Genomic DNA, 19,900 nt, shown 5'->3' on the forward strand with positions numbered 1-19,900 from the left:
CCCGACGGCACCGCTGAATGCGGACGGTTCCGGTCGCCTGGAGTCGGCCCGTGGCGCGCCCCCGAGCTTCGCCGATCTTGCCGCCCGTCTCTCCCCGGCTGTGGTGAACAGCTCGACAACGTCGCGTGTAAAGGTGCGGAGAATGCCCGACTTTCCGGGCGGCCTTCCGTTCGGCGGCCTGTTTCCCTTTCCGGAACTGGGCCGGCCGCCCGCTCCCCTTAATGCCACGTCGCGCGGATCCGGATTCCTCATTTCGACAGATGGCTACGTCGTCGCGAACAACCACGTCGTCGCGGGTCGCGGCTCGGGCGTGCAGGTCCAAGCGATCAAGGTCACGCTGACCGGCGGGAAGGAATATCCAGCTCGCGTGGTCGGGCGTGACGAAGCCTCAGACCTTGCTGTCCTCAAAGTCGAGGCTAATAACTTGCCCTTTGTGCGCTTTGGTAACTCGCCGGGCGCGCGCACCGGCGACTGGGTCCTCGCAATCGGGAATCCCTATGGCCTTGGCGGCACGGTGACGGCCGGGATCGGCCGCCACTTGTCGACTCCGGCTGTTGAACGAGAGGAATTCGAATGAACCTTGAGAAATATACGGACCGCGCAAAGGGCTTTCTTCAGGCCGCGCAGACCGTGGCGATAAGACTTAATCATCAGCGCATCACGACGGAGCATATTCTCAAAGCCCTGCTCGAGGACGAGCAGGGCATGGCAGCCGGCCTGATTCGCGCTGCCGGCGGCAATCCGGATCTGGCGGCTAGCGAAGTGGACGCTGCGCTTGCCAAGCTGCCTTCAGTCACCGGAAGCGGGGCGTCTCAGCCTCCCGGACTCGACAACGATGCCGTCCGGCTCCTCGATCAAGCCGAGCAGATCGCCCAGAAGTCCGGGGACAGCTATGTGACGGTCGAACGGCTACTGCTGGCGCTCACCCTCGCGACAGGCGCGGCGGCTGGCAAGGCTCTGGCGCGAGCGGGCGTGAAGCCCGAGGCGCTGAACGAAGCGATCAACCAGCTTCGCGGCGGGCGCGCCGCGGACACGGCAAGCGCCGAGGATCGCTACGATGCGCTGAAGAAATTCGCCCGCGACCTCACCCAGGCCGCGAGGGACGGGAAGCTCGATCCGGTGATCGGCCGGGACGAGGAGATCCGACGCACGGTTCAGATTCTGGCGCGTCGGACCAAGAACAATCCCGTGCTCATCGGCGATCCCGGCGTTGGTAAGACCGCGATCGTGGAAGGGTTGGCGCTCCGCATCGCCAATGGCGACGTTCCCGACACGCTCAAGGATCGCAAGCTGATGGCGCTCGACATGGGGGCGCTCATCGCCGGCGCGAAATATCGCGGCGAGTTCGAGGAGCGTCTCAAGGGCGTGCTCGACGAAGTGAAGGGGGCCGAGGGCAACATCATCCTCTTCATAGACGAGATGCACACGCTGATCGGCGCAGGTAAGACGGAAGGCGCGATGGATGCGGGCAACCTCTTGAAGCCCGCGCTTGCCCGCGGCGAGCTGCACTGTATCGGCGCGACCACGCTCGACGAATACCGTAAGTATGTCGAGAAAGACGCGGCGCTCCAGCGCCGGTTCCAGCCAGTGTTCGTCGGCGAGCCGACGGTGGAGGACACGATCTCCATCCTCCGGGGTCTCAAGGAAAAGTACGAGCTGCACCACGGCGTGCGGATCACGGATGGGGCGATCGTCGCGGCGGCGACGCTCTCCAACCGCTACATCACCGACCGGTTCCTGCCCGACAAGGCGATCGACCTGATGGATGAGGCGGCAAGCCGGATCCGCATGGAGGTCGAATCCAAGCCGGAAGAGATCGAGACGCTTGACCGGCGCATCATCCAGCTGAAGATCGAGCGGGAAGCGCTCAGAAAGGAGTCGGATGCCGCATCCAGGGATCGCCTGACGCACCTCGAGCATGATCTCGCGCAGCTTGAGCAGCAGTCGGCGGAACTTACACAGCGCTGGCAGGCGGAGCGGGAGAAGATCCAGGCCGAGGCCAAGCTCAAGGAGCAGCTCGACCAGGCTCGCCTCGAGCTTGACCAGGCGCAGCGACGCGGCGACCTCGCCCGCGCTGGCGAGCTGAGCTATGGCGTCATACCGGGTTTGGAGAAGCAGCTGGCCGACGCTCAGACGGCGAGCCAGGGCGCGATGCTGCGCGAGGAGGTCACCGCCCAGGACATCGCGGCGGTCGTCTCGCGCTGGACGGGCATCCCGGTGGACAAGATGCTCGAAGGCGAGCGCGAAAAGTTGCTCCATATGGAGGAGGCGCTCGGAAAGCGGGTCATCGGCCAGCGGCAGGCGGTCACGGCGGTCAGCCGCGCCATCCGCCGTGCCCGCGCGGGCCTGCAGGATCCGGACCGGCCGATGGGCTCGTTCCTGTTCCTCGGCCCGACCGGCGTCGGCAAGACCGAGCTCACCAAGGCGCTCGCGGGCTTCCTGTTCGACGACGACAGCGCGATGGTCCGAATCGACATGTCGGAGTTCATGGAGAAGCACTCGGTCGCGCGGCTTATCGGCGCCCCGCCGGGCTATGTCGGCTATGAGGAAGGCGGCGTGCTGACTGAGGCGGTGCGGCGGCGGCCCTATCAGGTGATCCTCTTCGACGAGGTGGAAAAGGCGCACAACGACGTCTTCAACGTGCTCCTGCAGGTGCTCGACGACGGCCGGCTGACGGACGGACAGGGCCGCACGGTCGATTTCAAGAACACGCTGATCATCCTCACGTCCAATCTCGGTAGCCAGTACCTATCCAACCTGGCGGAAGGGGAGACGGTCGAGAGCGTCGAGCCGCAGGTGATGGAGGTGGTGCGCGCGCATTTCCGGCCGGAATTCCTCAACCGGCTCGATGAGATCATTCTGTTCCACCGCCTCGGCCAGGCCGACATGGGTCCGATCGTCGACATTCAGGTCTCGCGCGTCCAGAACCTCCTCCAGGATCGGAAGATCATCCTTGACCTCACCGAGCGCGCGCGTGCCTGGCTCGGCCGCGTGGGGTATGACCCGGTCTACGGCGCACGTCCGCTTAAGCGCGCAATACAGCGGTATCTTCAGGATCCTTTGGCGGACCTCCTCCTGCGGGGCGAGGTCCCGGATGGCTCCACTGTCACCATTGATGAAGGGGACGGCGAACTGGCATTCACGATCCGGATGAAGGGGCCCGCCGAAGGGCAGGCTGATTGAAAGGCACTTCGCGGCGGCGATCCGCTGCCGCGAGGACCTGCAGCGAACGAGGATTTATCGATGGCTGAAAAGCGAGGGGTCGTCTGCCCCCACTGCGATGCCACGAACGCGGTGCCGACCGACCGTGAGCCGCTGGTCGCCAGATGCGGTCGTTGTCATCAGAAGCTGTTCGAGGGCGTCCCTGCCGCTCTCGACGCTGCGCGAGCGCGCAAGCATATCCGCAATTCGGATCTGCCGGTGATCGTCGATTTCTGGGCGAGCTGGTGCGGCCCGTGCCGGACGATGGCGCCGATCTTCGAACAGGCAGCGCGCTCGATCGAGCCGAAAGCGCGCTTCATCAAGGTCGATGTCGACGCAAATCCCGACATCGCATCCGAGTACGGCGTCCAGGGGATCCCCGCGTTGCTTGCCTTCAAGAATGGCAATGTCGTCGCGCGCCAGGCTGGCGTCACTGATCTAGGCACGCTGAGAGGGTGGGCCGAGCGGTTCGGTGCTTGAATACCGGCATCGCAGCTTGATCGGTGCCTCGGGTGTGGCAATGTTAGCGGCCGGCGCATCGAATGCCGGCCGACCCCATGTCACGAGCCTTTCTGTCCCGAGGCGTCGCCTGGCCAACCCCGGATAGGAGCATCGTCGAATTGAAAACGCTGCTTGTTAAGGGGTGCAGCCCTTTCCCGGGGCGGCTCGTGTACCTCATACGGCAAGTCAATCCGCTCGCAATAACGCACCGCAGCATCACGACTGTCGAAGCGAAGATCGATCTGAAGCAGGGGATCTTCTCCGCCGGTCCAACCTGTTAGCCAGTCGACAAAAGGCCTTTTTCTCGGCTCAAACCTGAGCCTCCACTCATTCTTATGCGCGCGGCCGCCTCGCCCATGGTTGGAGGCGCTGGGATAAGGCTCGATGATTGCACGAGCATCATCAGGCAGCGAAGTTAGGTAGCGGCGCCACCATCGCCCATCCTGCGCGACGCGACAGATTGTGGCATGCCTATGATCGAGCTTCTGCTGTCGCATGTTGCGCAAGCGAATGCGACGCAGGCGGCTCCGGATATAACCGGCCGAGCATGATCGTTTTTTATAGAGACGCGAGCCCATATTGACATCTGTCCTTGCCGATGCGGAGCTTGCGGTATTTCATCGGCGATAGGACTGAGCTATGTCAGGATGCTGCTTCTTGAATTGCGGATATTCTGTTCGTCCAGCCCTTGATGGAGATCAACGTGCCAGAAAAATTCGAGCAGAACGTCCTTGAGCAGGTACGAGTGAGGGAGGTTGTCGGCACCGTGCACAACCTCGAAATGCTCGAGGAATTGGTTGTTGCGCTCGGAGCGGCAGGAGTCGACAAGGGCGACATCGACTTGATGGCGAGCCGCGAGGCGGTACTTGCGGAACTTCCCGCAATCTATGGCGACCCGATAAATCTTGCGGAAATTCCCGACCTGCCGCGGCGCGAGCTGGTTACCCGAGATGAAGGGGCGACGGTCACCGGGGTTGTTTTCGGAACGCTAATCTCGGTGGCTGCGCTTGGCGCAGCCCTGCCCGTCGTGGCATCAGGTGGCGCCTTGGCAGCGGTACTCGCCGCAACTGCGGCAGGCGGAACGATTGGAGCGGGTATCGCGAAGGTCGTGCGCAGGGCCATCCTGGGTGGCGTCGGGGCCGATACTCTTGAGAGCGATATTCGTTCCGGTGGATTAGTCGTCTTTGTTCGAGTGCGGGATGACACCCCCGAATCCCAGATTCAGGACATCATGCGAAAATCCGGCGCGCTGAACGTGCACGTGCACGAAATCGAGCTGAAGAAGACGCTGGACGAGTTGCCGCTTGCCACAATCCAACCTGATCCATGGCTCGCCACCTGATCAGCGCGGGCTTGGCGGCCCGGCACGCCGAGAAGTTAGAACAGGTCGCGATCTAACCCTGATCCCATTGCGTGGCTTCTCGGGCGTTTTGCAATAAACATTCGCGTGTCGGCCGCGGCATCATGCTCAATCGCGTGTGAGATACCGGTACACCGTAGATTCGTTGGTAGGTAAGGGCACCGGACAGCGTGACGGGCGGAGTAATAGTATCACGCTGCCCGGTGCAACGGCTCGGCGGCCGGGGGGGCGAGTGGTCCGTCCGAGCCGTATTCCTAAAGCTAACGGTATCCGGCGCGGGCCAGCGCCCATTCGAGTTCGCGCATCGAGGGCTGCACGAGAACCTGTCCCCCGAGCTTGATCGTCGGACTGGCTAGCCTGCCTCCGGCCAGCCATTCGAGCTCCGACCGCACTTCCGGATGGGCTTCCCAGTCGACGAAGCGATACGGGATGCCGGCTCGATCGAGATACCGCCGGACCATCATAGTGATGCCGCACCACGGCTTCCATAGATGACGATCGGAGCGGCAGCCGAGCCGCGTGCTCGATATGCGGACGCCATTATTCGCGTCCCCCATTTGCTGGCGTTCCAACAATCTCGTCGAGCTTGGCGAAGAGCTCATAGATGTCGGGAACATGCTGGAGCTTCGGCGAGACGTGGGCGTAACGGATGACGCCCTCTCCATCGATAATGTAGAGCGCGCGCTCGGAAAAGCCATCAGCGTCGCGCCATACGTTATAGCGGCGCGCGACTTCTCCCTTGGGATTGAAATCCGCGAGGAGAGGCATCGAGAGTCCGCGGGCGGCGGCCCAGGCGCCGTGGCTGTAAAGGCTATCTACGGAAATCCCGACGATCTCCACCTCGCGCTTCTCGAACTCGCACCATTCCTGCTGATAAAGGTCCAACTGCTTGCTGCAGCCCGGGCTCCAGTCGAGCGGATAGAAGACGAGGACGATCGGCCGTCCCGCATAGGATGAGAGGGTGACTTCCCGGCCGCTAGCGTCCAGCAGGGCGAACTCTGGCGCTTTCGCTCCCACGCTGAGAGGAGAATTGATCGCATCTCCCTCCATCGCAGGCGCATGCTCGTGGAGGCTTTTCAGATCATCCAGAGTCGCGCCGGCCGGTGCCTCGAAGGCAGGGCGGGCCGAGCCGGCGGAGCGCCACAATTCCTGAATCAGGCCGTGGAGCAGCGATAGAGCCTGCTTTTCCGGGCCGTCCGGAAGCTTGGGCGCCAGCGCCGCAAAGTCGGTGCTGAGCTGTTCCAATCGACTTGGCTGGGGGGCCAGTGTGCCTGCGTTTCTATCCAAGTTGGGACTCCTTGCTGCACGTGGTCCGCCTTCGCGAGGAATGGCGCGACGAACCTTCCTGATGTCGCCGACCCAACCTAATCGGGTTGCTTGGCGGCGGGCTGAGATAGATCAGAGCTTGGCTCGGCTCTGCGACTAACCCGAGACCGCCGCTCAAGGTGCCCCGGCCGCAGGAGGTCGGGGCACCATCGACGAAGGAGCAACGATCAAAACCGTGGAGGCTTAGGTTGAGATGAAGAAAATGGGATTCAGTTTTGCTCTCCTGCCGGCAATGCTTCTTGGCATAGCCGGGTGCACCACTACGGGGTCCAGCATCGGCGTTGCGAGGAGCGGGACGACGACAGCGACGTTCGTGTGGAAATCGAGCGGTGCCCGATCGGGCATTATGACCGCAAAGCTTAGCACGGGCGTCACCTATGCAGGCCCGTTCTTCCAGATCACGAGCGAGACAACCATCGAGGAGCTTACTCCGCTATGGACCGGGTGGGGCGATCGGTGGAGGTGGCGTGGTTGGACGTATTGGGGACCAAGCCAGAGCACGCTCACCCATTACAGCGGGAGGGTGCTCGCCAACCTTACCGGCGCAGACGGGCAGATGCGGTGCCATTTCCGGCTGATGCGGTCGAGTGCAGGGATGGCTGGCGGTGGGCAGGGACGCTGCCAATTGCCGGGCGGGACGATCATCGACGCGACCTTTCCGCCGACCTGACGGCTCTTGCTCAATTCGGTCGGCAAGGTTACGCCGGCCGGCGATGGGTTCGTGCGGGTGGATGTTGTGCAGCCGGCGAAGGCGGGGATAGCCATCGCCATCCCCGCCGATCGCATCAGGGCAGGATCCTGATTTGATTGTCAACGCTCGTCACGCCAGGTGCGGCCCATGCCGATCTTTCGGCCTCCTGACGTTCGGCCCAGCTCCTGACCGTACCCTTGAGCGTGACCTTGCCGCCGTCGACTATGACCTCGACGCGTTGCGCGTCGACCTGGGCGCTGCGGACGAGGGCGTCCTCGATCTTCTTCTTGACGTCGCCAGGGTTGACCCTGGGCTCTACCGTGATCAAATTGGTGACGCCCTTTACGCCGCTGATCGACCGGACGGCGCGTTCGGCCCATTCCTTCTGAAAATTCCATTCGACATGGCCCTCGAGCGTAAGCCAGCCATTTTTGACGACGACCTTGACCTTTTCGGCGCTGCTGGGCAGTTCGCGCTTCAGCGATTTTACCGCGTCTTCGGCAATCTCGGGATCAAGGCGCTCGGTCGACAGCTTGACCTGGATCTCGTTGGCGACCGCCTTAACCCCCGAGACGCGTTTCGCCGCCTTCTCGGCATAATAAGAGTCCAAATAGCTCTTGGTCACGCCACTCAGCGTCACGATCCCGTCCTTCACGGCGACGGCGATCGTCTCGTCATGCTGGATCGACGGGTCGTATTTGATCTCGTCCTCGACGTCCCTCTTGATGGTGGAATCGGTGCGAAAAAGGGAAACCATGGTGGATCCTCCTAGTCATTGCGGGCCAGCAGCCCAGGTTGGCACTCCGCCGCAGCTTTCCTATTCAGCGAGTCGCCGATGCGCGCTGACTTAGGTCAGGCGAAAACCGGTGGGACCGTTCCCGGCCCGGTCGCGGTCTGCGACCGTTACATTGCCGTCTGATGTGGGTCAGTTCATCGCCGCGGTGCCGCGCTATCCTCCGCAGTGCTTCACCAACCGCGCTTGCGGCCGAGGCGCAACCCGCGACCAGACCTCCGCCCGCCTAGCGCGGCGGATTAACAGGATGACAGGAATGGCCATCGAGATCGGAATTGACGATACCAAGAGGAAAGAAATAGCCGAGGGTCTGTCGCGCCTGTTGGCCGACACCTACACGCTATATCTGACGACCCATAATTTCCACTGGAACGTCACTGGGCGGATGTTCAACAGCCTCCATGCGATGTTCATGGTCCAGTATACTGAATTGTGGAATGCGGTTGATCCGATCGCCGAAAGAATTCGCTCGCTCGCTGAGCCAGCACCTGGTTCATATGCGCAGTTTGCGAAGCTGAGCTCGCTCGCTGACGCGCCCGAAACTCCCCCCAGAGCCGAGGCGATGATCCAGATTCTGGTCGACGGACACCAGGCGACTGCCCGATCGGCTCGCAGCCTCTTTCCTGTGGCCGATGAAGCGGGCGACCAGGCGACCGCCGATCTCGCGACGCAACGCGTGGCGGTTCACGAAAAGGCGGCCTGGATGCTCCGCGCGCTCCTCGACGAGTGAGCTTACCTCCACAGCCCACGCTTTCGGCGGCAATGATCGGCGGGCGCCGCGTCTGACCTATGTCAGCGTCCGCGATCCTTCCGCTGCTTACCCTTCTGCTGTTGCGGGCATTGCCTTCGGCCGACCACCCAATCGAAAGGATCGGTAGATGAAAACAGGATTGCTCCACGTGGCCGAGGACAGGGGCGGAGACGCGCGGCTTGACGCGGCAGTCCAGCTTGCCCGGGCATTCGACCTTCATCTGACGGGCGCGCAGGCTGCGCCGCTGTCGGCCTACGCAATGGCCGACCCCTTCGGCGGGGTTTACCCATCGGTGAAGCTCTTCACGGAGCATGAGAAACGACAGGATGCCACGCGCGCGGCCGTGGAGGCCAGACTGCGCGACGAGGGCGTGGCGTTCGACTGGCTCCGCGGAGTTGGTTCTCCCGCGACGGTGCTTCTCGATCAATCGCGGCTGAGCGACGTGATCATCCTCAGTCATCTCGAAAGCGACGAAGGCGGCTGGGACGCGGAACTCGACCTCGTCGGCGATGTCCGCAGTCCATTCGCGTGCTCCGATCCTCTCGGTGCCTTATGACAACGGAACCCTTGACCTCGAGGGCGCTGCGCTCGTCGCGTGGAACGCTTCGTTCGAGGCCGCGCAGGCGCTGCGTTTCGCGGTTCCGCTCCTGAGCCGGGCGGCGCGCGTCCAGATCGTGACGATCGGGGAGGACGCTCCCGAGTTTCCCGCCGCCGGCGCTGCCGCCTATCTCTCGCATCATGGCATCCAATCGGAGTTGCTCTCGGTGCCCCGCGGTGAGCTCAGCGTGGGAGAGGAACTGCTGAACGTCATCATCGACTCGCGGTCGAGCTTCGCGGTTCTCGGCGCCTATGGGCATTCGCGCATTCGCGAACGTATCCTCGGTGGGGTCACGCGCGAGATGTTGCTGCGGTGCCCGAAGCCGCTGCTGCTGGCCCATTGAGGAAGGAGTTCGATCGATGCGCGGCATCATCGCAGCAGTGCTGTGCGTCGCTCTAGCTGGATGTGGGACGCAGAAGGCGGAGCAGCCTAGCGGCGATCACCGCGCATAGCGCCTCGATCAACAACTACCAACAGGCGGTGATCAACCTGAACGACGCATCTAGGCGGTCTGCGCTCTTCCGCGCGATCCGAGATGCCGGTCTGGCGTGCCAGAATGTCATTCAGGCTGAGCGGCTGCCGGACGAGAAGGAAGGACCGCTTTGGCGGGCGCAGTGCGAAGACAAGTCCTATCATCTCGTCATCGTTCAAGCCGATGGCACGGCCAATGTGGTCAGCCGAACTCGGTGATCCCTTCTTATAACTCTTGTGTCGACCCAAAGCCAACGGTGACGGTGTGAAGCAGCTGATCGCTTTCGATCTCGACGGCACCTTGGCCGAAAGCAAAGCCCCGCTCGACGACGAGATCGCCGGGCTGCTGGCAACGCTCCTCACCTTTGCCCAGGTGGCAGTGATTTCCGGGGGTGACTGGCCCCAACTGAAGAAGCAGGTGATTGATCGCCTGCCAAGCAATGCAGAGCTGGCCATGCTCTGGATATTGCCCACTGCCGGCGCGAAGCTGTTCCGCTTCACCAAAGACTGGCAGCTGGTCTACTCGCAGGCAATCACGCCGGATGAGAAGTCGCATATCCTGGGCGCACTGGAACGGGCGATACCGGCGGCGGGCCTCAATGACGATCCTGCGTGGGGACCACGGGTCGAGGATCGCGGAACGCAGATAACCTATTCAGGCATCGGGCAGAAAGCGCCGCTGGATGCCAAGCGGGCCTGGGACCCGGATCGTCGCAAGCGGCTGCAGTTGCAAGCCATGCTAGAACAATCCTTGCCTGGCTGGTCGATTAACATCGGAGGAACCACATCGGTCGACATTACGCGGGAAGGGATCGACAAGGGATTTGGACTGCGCAAGCTGGCAGAGGTTAGCGGCGTCGCCTTGAAGGACATGATGTTCCTCGGCGACGCAGTATTCCCTGGTGGCAACGACTACCCTGCGGTTACGACCGGCGTCGACACAGTCGCTGTTCGCGACGTGCAGGAAACAAAGAGCATCCTGCATGCTCTCACCCTATGGTTTGGTGCATGATCTCGCTGGAACGCGCCGTGGAGCGGGATGCCGATGGGGAGTTCGGAGTCGCGCACCTTGCAAGATGCTTCCGGTAATAGGATTGGTTATCTCATTTTCGCCGAGGCGTAACGGCAGATAATGAACAACCGACATAGGGACTAAAACAGAATGGCCGATCCATACCAGGCCTTGAACGTGCCGCGCGATGCTGACGACGTCACGATCAAGAAGGCCTATCGAAAGCTCGCCAAGGAATATCATCCGGACCGCAACGCGGATAAGCCGGGAGCGGCGGAACGCTTTTCTGCGATTACAGCCGCCTATGACCTCCTTACCGACAAGGAAAAGCGCGCGCGCTATGATCGCGGTGAAATCGATGAGAATGGCAATCCGAAGGCTCCCTATGGTTTTTCCGACTTCGATGGTGCCGGACCCTTTGCCCGCCGTGGCGGCTTTCGTGCCGGTACCGATGGTGGCGGGACGACATTTGAATTCAGCGGGGACGAAGCCGATTTCGCGAGCATATTTGGCGATATGTTCGGCCGCGCGGAGACCGCCGGGGGCGGTCAGCGCCGATCATATCGCTCTCGGGGAGCTGATGTCGCCTATCGCCAGAACGTCAGCTTCGAAGATGCAGCGGCGCTGCGTCCGCAACATGTCGAGCTCAGAAGGGGGAAGGCGGTCGACCTGAAGCTGCCGGCTGGCTTCGAGTCGGGGACGCAAGTGCGCCTGCGTGGCCAGGGGGAGGAAGGCCCTGGCGGACCCGGCGATGCCATCGTGATTCTCGAGATAGAGCCGCACCGCTTCTTCACGAGGGATGGAGACGATGTCCGTTTGGAGTTGCCGGTGCGCTGGGACGAAGCCGTGCTCGGCGCCAAAGTGCGGGTTCCGACCGTCGACGGGCCGGTGTTGCTGACGATCCCTAAGGGATCGAGCTCGGGGCGCACGCTGCGGATCAAGGGCAAGGGATTCCACCGGCGGGACGGTTCACGCGGCAATCAGTTGGTCCGCCTGATGGTGCATCTGCCTTCCGGCGACGCTGAGCTTGAGGAGTTCGCCCGGACCTGGGCTCAGCGTCATGACGAAAATCCGCGTGCCTCCTTGGGAGTCTGAGGCGGCCTTACGCGACAACTGATCCAGGTCAGGACTCACGAGCGCGAGACCCTTCATCGTCGTTGTTCGATTTTCTAATTCGGAGGCTAGCATGGCGAAAGCAATCGGCATCGATCTCGGCACCACCAATTCCTGCGTCGCGGTGATGGAGGGCAAAGAGCCCAAGGTCATCGAGAATGCCGAAGGTGCCCGGACCACCCCATCCATGGTGGCCTTCCGCCCCGATGGCGAGGTACTGGTGGGAGCCGCCGCGAAGCGTCAGGCCATTACCAATCCCGAGCAGACGCTCTTTGCGATCAAGCGCCTGATCGGACGCCGCTACGATGACCCCATCGTTCAGAAGGACAAGGGCATGGTGCCCTACAAGATCGTGCCCGGTGCCAATGGTGACGCCTGGGTAGAGGTAAACGGGAAGAAGTCGAGCCCCAGCGAGATCTCCGCGCACATCCTGCGCAAAATGAAGGAGACTGCCGAGAAATATCTGGGCGAGCCGGTCACCGAAGCCGTCATCACCGTTCCGGCCTATTTCAACGACGCCCAGCGGCAGGCGACCAAGGATGCAGGGACCATCGCCGGTCTCGAGGTTCTGCGCATCATCAATGAGCCAACGGCTGCCGCCCTTGCCTATGGGCTGGAAAAGAAGAAGGCAGGCACGATCGCGGTTTATGACCTTGGCGGCGGCACGTTCGACGTATCCATTCTCGAACTCGGCGATGGCGTGTTCGAAGTGAAGTCGACCAACGGCGACACCTTTCTCGGCGGCGAGGATTTCGACAAGCGGATCATCGACTTTCTCGCGGACGAGTTCCGCAAGGAGCAGGGGATCGATCTGCGCCAGGACCGGCTCGCGCTCCAGCGCCTGAAAGAGGCGGCCGAGAAAGCGAAGATCGAACTCAGTTCGGCATCGCAGACGAGTGTCAACCTGCCTTTCATTACCGCGGATCAATCCGGTCCGAAGCATCTCGACATCAGCCTCACGCGCGCCAAGCTCGAGGCGCTGGTCGATGATCTCATCTCCCGCACCATGGGGCCGTGCAAGGCAGCGCTGGAGGATGCAGGGCTTAATGCCGATCAGCTCGACGAAGTTGTGCTGGTCGGCGGGATGACCCGCATGCCGAAGGTCGTCGAGGCGGTGAAGACTATCTTCGGGCGCGAGCCGCACCAGGGCGTCAACCCTGACGAGGTCGTGGCACTTGGCGCAGCGATCCAGGCGGGCGTGCTGAAGGGCCAGGTCGAAGACGTGCTGCTTCTCGACGTCACGCCATTGTCGTTGGGCATCGAGACGCTCGGCGGCGTGATGACCAAGCTCATCGACCGGAACACGACGATACCTACCAAGAAGAGCCAGACCTTCTCGACGGCGGAGGACAACCAGCCCGCTGTTACCATCAGGGTCTTCCAGGGCGAGCGGGAAATGGCCGAGGACAACAAGCTCCTCGGCCAGTTCAATCTTGAGAACATCGCACCGGCGACCCGAGGCGTGCCACAGATCGAGGTGACGTTCGATATCGATGCAAACGGCATCGTGAACGTTTCCGCGACAGACAAGGGGACCGGGCGCGAGCAGAAGATCACCATCCAGTCGTCGGGCGGACTGAGCGAAGAGGAAATCAAGCGTGCGGTCAGGGACGCCGAAGAGCATGCCAGCGAGGACAGGAAGCGGCGCGAACTGGCGGAAGCGAAGAACCAGTCCGACGCTTTGATCTTCCTCTCCGAAAAGACGCTTGCGGATGCAGGGGATCGCGTTGCGGCCGCGGATCGGCAAGCCGTCGAAGACGCGGTTTCGAACCTGAAGACGGCCATGCAGGGCGACCAGATCGAGGACATTCGCGCGCGCGGCGAGGATCTTCAGTCTGCGACCCAGAAGGTCGCCAGCGCCCAGCGCGCCGAGCCGGGCAGCACATCGTCGGCTGATGACGGGATCGTGGACGCCGAGTTCGAGGAGGCGGACGACGCGAAGAAGTGATCCGGTCCGTTCCGCTGATCACAATTTGGTGAAGTGGCGCCGCCGCTTGCACGGATGAATGAAGGCTCGGTCAAATGAACCAGGACGACATCGCTGAAGGAGGACAGTCTCCGGCGCCGCAGGAGCAGGAGGTGGAGAAGCCCGAGTCCAAGCAGGCGGCCGCATCGGAAGCCGACGAGCTGCGGGAGCGGCTCCTGCGTGCCCTGGCCGATGCCGAGAATGCCAGGAAGCGAGCCGATCGCGCGCGTGCCGAGGGGCGCGAGAGCGGGATTGCAGACCTGGTCTCGAAAATCGTTCCCGCTCTCGATAGCCTCGATCTCGCCATCGAGGCGGCCGGCCGAACCGAGGAAGGAACCCAGCCGAGTGTCGATGCCCTGCTAAACGGGCTGCGGGCGACCAGTCGCGCGTTTCTCGATGCGCTGATCAAGGTGGGCGTCGAGCGAATATGCCCCGGCACGGGCGAGGCGTTCGACCCGAACATCCATGATGCGATCGCATCGCGATCTGATGACGAGACAGGTGACGGGCTGGTCCTGGAGACCCTCCAGCCCGGATACAGGGTTGCAAGCCGACTTGTGCGGCCCGCGCGCGTCGTGATTGCAAGGGCGAGCTGAGCGGGGAGATGGATCCGATGGTACAGTTCGCCTCCGCCGCTGACGCCTTCGGACCACGGCAATGCTCGGCCCGGTCCACAAGGGGCTACTGGTGGTGCGGCGTGCTCGCCCTAGTCTCGGCCGCGCATGCCGACTCGGCGCCTGCGCAGAGCGGGCCCCAGCTCCCAACTTACGAAGTCCACGAGGTCGGGAGCGGCGATCCGCCGAGCTATGAAATCGCAATCCTCGCCCCGACACGCTGGCCTGACCGGTCGGTGCGGACGGGGTTGTTGAGGAAAGCGGCGCAAGTCGCTGCAGGCCGTGGGGCGCGCTGCTTTGCGATCGAACGCGCACAGTTAAGCCGCGATGTGTCGTATGTGCCGCTCCGATCCGGTCATATGACCATTTCGATGAGTGGAAGCGTGGCTGAATGGCGCCGCTACTGGCGGCTTTATCAGCATGTGTTCGATAAGCCCGGCGTTCATATTGGCCTCGGATCCGCACCTCGAATAGGAAGCAAGGTAATCGAGGGGCGAATGATCATTCGCCTCTGCGGACCTGGTGTGGAGACGTCGGGCGATCTCTTCGAAGTGGAGCAGATTTTGTCAGGCATTCGCACTTCCGACCCAGCCGGAAGCCGTTGATGGTCTGATCCTCTCTCCGCGACCTCGTCTTTGCAGATGTTCTCGCGAGGCAAGGTGGCGGAGTAGGCGTATGTCCGTTGTCGTCCTGATGATCGAGCACCTCGGAAAGGTCTTCCTTTCGACGCATCCGAATCATGCAATCGCCTGGTCCACGCTTTTGTCCTACGTGAACGGCACCTGGGCTGAACGTTTCCCCGACCGGCCGCCTCCAGAAAACGGGTAGCGTCCGCGGTCGTGGTGTAATTTCCCGGTGTAGATGACGGTGTATGCCGGGGTGGGGCCGAGGCCCCACCCCGGCGTCGGCGTCTCGGTGGCCACCGGGCTCATCGGTTAAGGTGGAAGTGTCGAGCTTCACCAACACCCGAGGAGTTTTTCCCGATGACCGACGACAGACTACCGAGGCTGTTGAAAAAGGCCTGTGTGTGATCGGCCTAACGGATGGCTGTTGGGGCCGCGGTCGCGCTTCCTATCAGGCGGGCGTTGCCTGCCGCACGAGCAGCTGGAGGTTATAGGCCGTAGCCGCCATGGTGAACTCTTCGGCAGCTCCGGCGAGGCCCCGTAGCTTGAGCGTTCGTAGCCCGAGGTTGCGTTTCAAGTGGCCGAAGACGCGCTCGATCCGTTTTCGGCGACGATGAGCCCGCACGTAAGCATCGGTGCCGGCAAGGGCGCGGACGCCGTCGCGAGCATCCTCGCTCACGAGGCGGGTAACGCCGCGTTTCCTGCCGATCGTGCATTGCGGCTTCAGTTCGCAGGCGGCGCAATCGGCCGGCCGGCTTCGATAGACGCGGACCTGGCTTGCCCGGTTGGTGCCGCAGTAGCTGAGGGGCTTGTCTGCCGGGCAGCGATAGGTGTCGCCCTCCCGGTCATAGCTGAAGGCATCGCGGGTGAAGAAGGCGTCGCGCTGGCGGCCGCGGTCGATGACCGGGATATACGGCGTGATGTTCCGCTCGACCAGCCAGCCAAGCAGCGGACCACTGCCATATGCCTTGTCGGCCGAGAGGCTCGCAGGCGCGATGCCCAGCTTGGTTCCGGCGCGTGACACCAGCGTCCGGGTCGCCGCCACTTCGGCCGCGAAGCGTGCCGGTGTCGCCTCAACGTCGAGGATGCAGTCGGTATCGAGATCGAGCAGCGGATTGATGGCGTAGGCATAGCGTGCGGGACCGTGCTTGCAGGTGAGTGCCGCCTGCGGGTCGGTCGGCGAAATGCTGGCGGGCTCGACGGGTGCTGGTTCGTCGGGACCTGGCGGCAGTGCGGCATCGAGCGCTGCCAAATATTCGGCGACAGGCCGCGACACGGTGTCCCTACTACGAAGCTCATCCGCGGCGCCGGCGCCCTTCAGTCTCTTCTCGCGACTGGCGTCAGCCATGATCGTACTGCCGTCCACTGCCACATCGCGCCCCGCCACCAGTCCGGCCGCCGCGCACTGTGCGACCACCTGCTCAAACAGCAGGCGATGCAGGTCGCAGACGCGGAACCGGCCGTGGCGGTTCTTGGAGAAGGTGGAGTGGTCGGGCACCCGGTCCGCCAGATCGAGCCGACAGAACCAGCGATAGGCGAGATTGAGATGCACCTCATCGCAAAGGCGCCGTTCCGACCGGATGCCGAACAGGTAGCCGACCAGCAGCATCCTGAGCATCAGTTCCGGATCGATCGAAGGGCGCCCGCTCGCACTATAGCTCGCCGCCAGCGCCTCGCGCACGAAGCCGAGGTCCAGCACGGCGTCGATACGTCGGAGCAGATGGTCGGGAGGCACATGGTCGTCGAGCCGGAAGCCGTAGAACAACGCGCCCTGCGCGACCTGTCGACCCATCATGCCCATCATCCCCCGCTGCTATGCCGCAGTGAATCACGCCTTCATCGTCCTCGCAAGCAGCCGTTTTTCAACAGTCTCGACCTGATTTGCGACGCCCTCATGGGAATACCGCCGCTCGTGACCGCGATCGGCCGATCCCGTTGGAAGTTGTCAACAAAGCGCACTTCTCAAAACCCATTTCCGTTAGTAACTCAGTGGCAGGGCCGTTGTCGATGAGTTTCGGGAAAATTGCATGTTGATCGGTTATGCGCGGGTGTCGACGGCCGACCAGGATCTGACGCCCCAGATCGAGGCATTGAAGCAAGCCGGCTGCGAGCGGCTCTATTCCGACAAGGCCAGCGGCGCGAAAGTGAATCGTCCTGGCCTCGCCGAAGCGATTGCCTATGCGCGATCGGGTGACGTGCTGGTCGTGTGGAAGCTGGACCGCCTCGGCCGCACCATGAAGGGGCTGGTCGATTTGTCGGCCGACCTCGACGAGAAGGGGATCGGGCTGCGTTCGATCACCGATGGAATCGACACTTCGGGAACGGCGGGGCGGCTCGTCTTCAACATCCTGGCGGCGATGGCCCAGATGGAACGCGAGCTGGTCCGCGAGCGGACCACTGCTGCGCTGGCCGTCGCACGGCGCAAGGGCCGGTTCGGCGGGCGAAAGACGATGATGACCGAAGAGCGCCGGAACGCGGCCACCAAGCTGCTCAAGACGGAGATGTCGTCGCGCGAGATCGCGCGCGCGATCGGCGTCTCGATCTCGACCTTTTACAGGCATTTTCCCGCGCGATAGCTGCGGTGCCGACGCGTGCGGCGTATCACGGGAATGGGCGCGCAGCTGGCTGCTCAAGAATAACCCGGTTGCCCAAGCCATTCGAAGCCCGTGCCAGCGCATCGGCTGCGTCTGCAATCAGATCCTCGGAGACAGCGTTGGGGGCGAGTACGAGACCCGCCGAGCATGTCACCTCGCCGATCGGCGTCTCATTCTCGACGCGCTGCAGCTTTCGCCTCGAGAATGCCTTGCGGGCTGCGTTCAGCATATCGCGGGCGGCTTCGGGGTCGCAGTTGTCGAACACGATGGCGATCCGCTTTGCCTCCCAGCGGCCGACCCGGTGCGGCATGCAATGATCCCGCAATGTCTGGCCCAGCGCGCGCAGGACCCGCTCGACGACGCCGATCCCATGAGCCGCCCCGATCGAGGTGACCTGATCGAGCGCAACCAGCGCAAGAAGGGTAGGGCCTTCCCGCTCGAGTGCGGCGGTGAGCACCGAGTCGATCGCGATGCGGTTGAGGAGCGAGGTAGCAGGATCGATGTCGGTATCGACGCCCAGCGAGCGTAGGCGCTCGCGGACTAGCGCCGTCTGAAGGCTCATCTGCTTCAACCGCTCTTCGGCGCGCTCGGCCTGGGCAGTCATCCGAGCGACCGCGCTGTGAATGTTGCCGTCTGTCGAGACCAGTTCGGCCGCGGTGAGCGTGAGCGATTTGACGAAGGCATTGGCTTCCTGGGCGGTTGCCCCGATGATGTGCATGACCTCCGTGGAAAGCTCACCGATCGTCGTCGCGGTGCCATGGAGATCCGCTGGTGCCGAAATCGCTCGCACGTCTTCCTGTCTGAGGCGATAACCGCCGTCGATCAGATTGGCGACGGCCATGAAATGGGCCTCGTCAGCACCTTCGAAATAGGTGTGAGCGAAGCCGTAATTCTCGGGGCTGTGCGGCAGTCGATGCTCGTCGAGAAAATCGACAATGGCATGACCCGATTCGTCGGCTGGCGGACTGGTGCGCAGATCCATCAGAGGCCTCTATCGCCGTTCCGACACAAGGATGTCGTGCCACAGGAACAGATCGCGGTCGATGAGTTCGAGAAGTGCGTTGATAGCGGCCTCGCGGGAGCCAAGTTGATAGCGACGCTGGATCTCGTCCGCGACTCGCAGCGATGCAGGGGAGAGCGCATAGGTGGACCGCTTGTAACCCGCAGCATCCTCGCGTTCTTTTTTGCGGCGCATCGACAGGGTCGACCGCGCGGGTTTCGGCTGAGAGTCCATATCGCCCTCTAAGCGAAACAGGTGTCACTCTCCAAAGCTCGTTTGATGGGAACGGAGTTCACCACCGGAATTGGTTCAGTTTGCTCCGGTCCGGGGCGGGGGAACCGAATTGAGCATGTTCATCAGGATGGATTGCAAAACCCGCTCGATCGCTTCGGGAGCAAGCCCATCGCCTTTCACCTGCTCGGCGAGCGACAGTAACTGGGGGCAGGAAGCTTCGACGAAGCGGCACGCGACGAGGTAGATCTTGTCGAAGCTGTCATCGAAATAGGCGAGGGGCGTCTTCATCCAGACTGCGGCAAGAAACGCACGTTGCCGGTCGATCTCCAGGATCTCCATGACCCTTATCTGCATCGCGGCCGTAAAGCTGGCGCGACCGGATTTGACCTTTCCGATGAGACTGACGCTTTTCCCGAGTCTCCGGGCCATTTCGACATTGGTTACGCCACGGCGATTCCACTGCTCGATGATAAGCGGATAGTAGAAGTCTGTCTCGGTCTGTCGGCTTGCTGCATCCCTCTGGTCAGTCATGACGACCCCCCTTCTGGGCGCTATATACGGTTATAGCCCGAGAGGCTGTCAATATTTTTTTAAGCGTTAGTCGGAACTTTTCGACGAATTGCACAATCGAAGACGCACAGCATCGACACGGTGAGCAGGAAACGCGCTGTGGCAGGGGTGGTGGGGTCGGTAGTGGCCCTGTCCCGCGCGGCCTGGAAAAGCGCCTTCTGATCGATCTGAATGCGGAAACCGACCCGGTTTTCACCATTGTCCTCGATCGTCGAGGCGCGTTCGAGCATCAGTTCGAAATCCGGCATATCCAGGAATTTCTCCAGTCCATACAGGGCGGTAGAGGAAACGGTCTCAAACCGTCGCGTTGCCAGCGACCGGGTTCTGATCGCTTCTGTTGTGAGACGGAACAGCTCATCGCTGACCCGGAAGGCGTAGATCACATTCGACATGGGGAACGGATAACCCGAGTGCGGACGAGCGCATACCATCTGGATTGATAGTTTCTCGAATCAATCATTGCCGCACGACCGGGGATGGTC

24 protein-coding genes are annotated in these 19,900 nt (G+C 62.5%); 15 read left to right on the top strand and 9 right to left on the bottom strand.

Annotation, left to right across the window (positions count from 1 at the left end; all coding sequences use genetic code 11):
- The first annotated feature begins 142 nt into the window (after positions 1-142).
- The 3 genes from EDF69_RS17980 to trxC are packed head-to-tail and all read left to right on the top strand — an operon-like array spanning position 143 to position 3,681.
- The gene (locus EDF69_RS17980) at positions 143-577 is read left to right on the top strand and encodes a S1C family serine protease (RefSeq protein ID WP_239556203.1); all 435 of its coding nucleotides are present in this window, start codon (positions 143-145) and stop codon (positions 575-577) included.
- Entirely contained in the window at positions 574-3,183 is a 2,610-nt protein-coding gene (gene clpB / locus EDF69_RS17985) for an ATP-dependent chaperone ClpB (RefSeq protein ID WP_075153425.1), read from the top strand. The genes EDF69_RS17980 and clpB overlap by 4 nt, the downstream gene beginning before the upstream one ends.
- A 60-nt stretch (positions 3,184-3,243) precedes the next feature.
- On the top strand, positions 3,244-3,681 hold the full coding sequence (gene trxC, locus EDF69_RS17990; RefSeq protein WP_010339445.1) for a thioredoxin TrxC: 438 nt from the start codon (positions 3,244-3,246) through the stop codon (positions 3,679-3,681).
- An 80-nt stretch (positions 3,682-3,761) separates the two neighbouring features.
- Here trxC and EDF69_RS19985 read toward each other — a convergent pair whose 3' ends face one another.
- Positions 3,762-4,280, bottom strand: coding sequence for an NADH dehydrogenase ubiquinone Fe-S protein 4 (locus tag EDF69_RS19985; protein WP_132884319.1), 519 nt, complete (start codon positions 4,278-4,280; stop codon positions 3,762-3,764).
- Positions 4,281-4,393: 113 nt separating this feature from the next.
- On the opposite strand from EDF69_RS19985, the gene EDF69_RS18000 reads away from it, so the two are divergent.
- Positions 4,394-5,044 carry a hypothetical protein gene (locus EDF69_RS18000; RefSeq protein ID WP_132884320.1) on the top strand — a complete coding sequence of 217 codons (651 nt, stop codon included), beginning with the start codon at positions 4,394-4,396 and terminating at the stop codon, positions 5,042-5,044.
- Between the two features lie 278 nt (positions 5,045-5,322).
- Here the strand turns inward: EDF69_RS18000 and EDF69_RS18005 are convergent, their stop codons facing one another.
- Positions 5,323-5,619, bottom strand: a complete 297-nt coding sequence (locus EDF69_RS18005; protein ID WP_239556204.1) for a glutaredoxin family protein — start codon at positions 5,617-5,619, stop codon at positions 5,323-5,325.
- Complete coding sequence (locus EDF69_RS18010; RefSeq protein WP_239556205.1) at positions 5,603-6,307, bottom strand: redoxin domain-containing protein; 705 nt, start codon at positions 6,305-6,307, stop codon at positions 5,603-5,605. Before EDF69_RS18010 ends, EDF69_RS18005 begins: the two co-directional genes overlap by 17 nt.
- A gap of 427 nt (positions 6,308-6,734) precedes the next feature.
- Between EDF69_RS18010 and EDF69_RS18015 the strand changes: the two genes are divergently transcribed.
- Positions 6,735-7,058 (top strand): hypothetical protein, encoded by a 324-nt coding sequence (locus EDF69_RS18015; protein WP_239556206.1) that lies wholly within the window; start codon positions 6,735-6,737, stop codon positions 7,056-7,058.
- Between the two features lie 115 nt (positions 7,059-7,173).
- Here EDF69_RS18015 and EDF69_RS18020 read toward each other — a convergent pair whose 3' ends face one another.
- On the bottom strand, positions 7,174-7,836 hold the full coding sequence (locus tag EDF69_RS18020; RefSeq protein WP_132884323.1) for a BON domain-containing protein: 663 nt from the start codon (positions 7,834-7,836) through the stop codon (positions 7,174-7,176).
- Between the two features lie 292 nt (positions 7,837-8,128).
- Between EDF69_RS18020 and EDF69_RS18025 the strand changes: the two genes are divergently transcribed.
- The 9 genes from EDF69_RS18025 (at position 8,129) to EDF69_RS18060 (ending at position 15,002) form a co-directional block, all read left to right on the top strand.
- Entirely contained in the window at positions 8,129-8,602 is a 474-nt protein-coding gene (locus EDF69_RS18025; protein ID WP_107525133.1) for a Dps family protein, read from the top strand.
- 148 nt (positions 8,603-8,750) lie between these two features.
- Entirely contained in the window at positions 8,751-9,179 is a 429-nt protein-coding gene (locus EDF69_RS19730) for a hypothetical protein (RefSeq protein WP_239556208.1), read from the top strand.
- The gene (locus EDF69_RS19735; protein WP_239556210.1) at positions 9,133-9,564 is read left to right on the top strand and encodes a universal stress protein; all 432 of its coding nucleotides are present in this window, start codon (positions 9,133-9,135) and stop codon (positions 9,562-9,564) included. The genes EDF69_RS19730 and EDF69_RS19735 overlap by 47 nt, the downstream gene beginning before the upstream one ends.
- Positions 9,565-9,701: 137 nt before the next feature.
- Entirely contained in the window at positions 9,702-9,911 is a 210-nt protein-coding gene (locus EDF69_RS18035; RefSeq protein ID WP_132884324.1) for a hypothetical protein, read from the top strand.
- A gap of 46 nt (positions 9,912-9,957) precedes the next feature.
- Positions 9,958-10,704, top strand: coding sequence for an HAD-IIB family hydrolase (locus EDF69_RS18040; protein WP_075153420.1), 747 nt, complete (start codon positions 9,958-9,960; stop codon positions 10,702-10,704).
- Between the two features lie 150 nt (positions 10,705-10,854).
- A complete protein-coding gene (locus tag EDF69_RS18045; RefSeq protein ID WP_132884325.1) occupies positions 10,855-11,799 on the top strand; it encodes a DnaJ C-terminal domain-containing protein in 945 nt (314 codons plus the stop codon).
- 91 nt (positions 11,800-11,890) lie between these two features.
- Positions 11,891-13,765 carry a molecular chaperone DnaK gene (dnaK, locus tag EDF69_RS18050; protein ID WP_132884326.1) on the top strand — a complete coding sequence of 625 codons (1,875 nt, stop codon included), beginning with the start codon at positions 11,891-11,893 and terminating at the stop codon, positions 13,763-13,765.
- A 74-nt stretch (positions 13,766-13,839) separates the two neighbouring features.
- Positions 13,840-14,379, top strand: a complete 540-nt coding sequence (locus tag EDF69_RS18055) for a nucleotide exchange factor GrpE (RefSeq protein ID WP_010339434.1) — start codon at positions 13,840-13,842, stop codon at positions 14,377-14,379.
- 377 nt (positions 14,380-14,756) lie between these two features.
- Complete coding sequence (locus tag EDF69_RS18060) at positions 14,757-15,002, top strand: hypothetical protein (RefSeq protein WP_165890077.1); 246 nt, start codon at positions 14,757-14,759, stop codon at positions 15,000-15,002.
- A 469-nt stretch (positions 15,003-15,471) separates the two neighbouring features.
- Here EDF69_RS18060 and EDF69_RS18065 read toward each other — a convergent pair whose 3' ends face one another.
- Positions 15,472-16,815, bottom strand: coding sequence for a transposase (locus EDF69_RS18065; RefSeq protein WP_132884327.1), 1,344 nt, complete (start codon positions 16,813-16,815; stop codon positions 15,472-15,474).
- Between the two features lie 232 nt (positions 16,816-17,047).
- Between EDF69_RS18065 and EDF69_RS18070 the strand changes: the two genes are divergently transcribed.
- Positions 17,048-17,596, top strand: a complete 549-nt coding sequence (locus tag EDF69_RS18070) for a recombinase family protein (RefSeq protein ID WP_024310630.1) — start codon at positions 17,048-17,050, stop codon at positions 17,594-17,596.
- Between the two features lie 25 nt (positions 17,597-17,621).
- Here EDF69_RS18070 and EDF69_RS18075 read toward each other — a convergent pair whose 3' ends face one another.
- The 4 genes from EDF69_RS18075 to EDF69_RS18090 form a co-directional block, all read right to left on the bottom strand.
- A complete protein-coding gene (locus EDF69_RS18075; protein ID WP_064312050.1) occupies positions 17,622-18,596 on the bottom strand; it encodes a GGDEF domain-containing protein in 975 nt (324 codons plus the stop codon).
- A gap of 9 nt (positions 18,597-18,605) precedes the next feature.
- Positions 18,606-18,809 (bottom strand): hypothetical protein, encoded by a 204-nt coding sequence (locus EDF69_RS18080; protein WP_010409268.1) that lies wholly within the window; start codon positions 18,807-18,809, stop codon positions 18,606-18,608.
- Positions 18,810-18,923: 114 nt separating this feature from the next.
- The gene (locus tag EDF69_RS18085) at positions 18,924-19,379 is read right to left on the bottom strand and encodes a helix-turn-helix domain-containing protein (RefSeq protein ID WP_064312051.1); all 456 of its coding nucleotides are present in this window, start codon (positions 19,377-19,379) and stop codon (positions 18,924-18,926) included.
- 59 nt (positions 19,380-19,438) lie between these two features.
- Positions 19,439-19,810 carry a hypothetical protein gene (locus tag EDF69_RS18090; protein WP_064312052.1) on the bottom strand — a complete coding sequence of 124 codons (372 nt, stop codon included), beginning with the start codon at positions 19,808-19,810 and terminating at the stop codon, positions 19,439-19,441.
- Between the last annotated feature and the right edge of the window lie 90 nt (positions 19,811-19,900).

The organism is Sphingomonas sp. JUb134 (assembly GCF_004341505.2).
In the GTDB taxonomy this organism is placed as follows: domain Bacteria; phylum Pseudomonadota; class Alphaproteobacteria; order Sphingomonadales; family Sphingomonadaceae; genus Sphingomonas.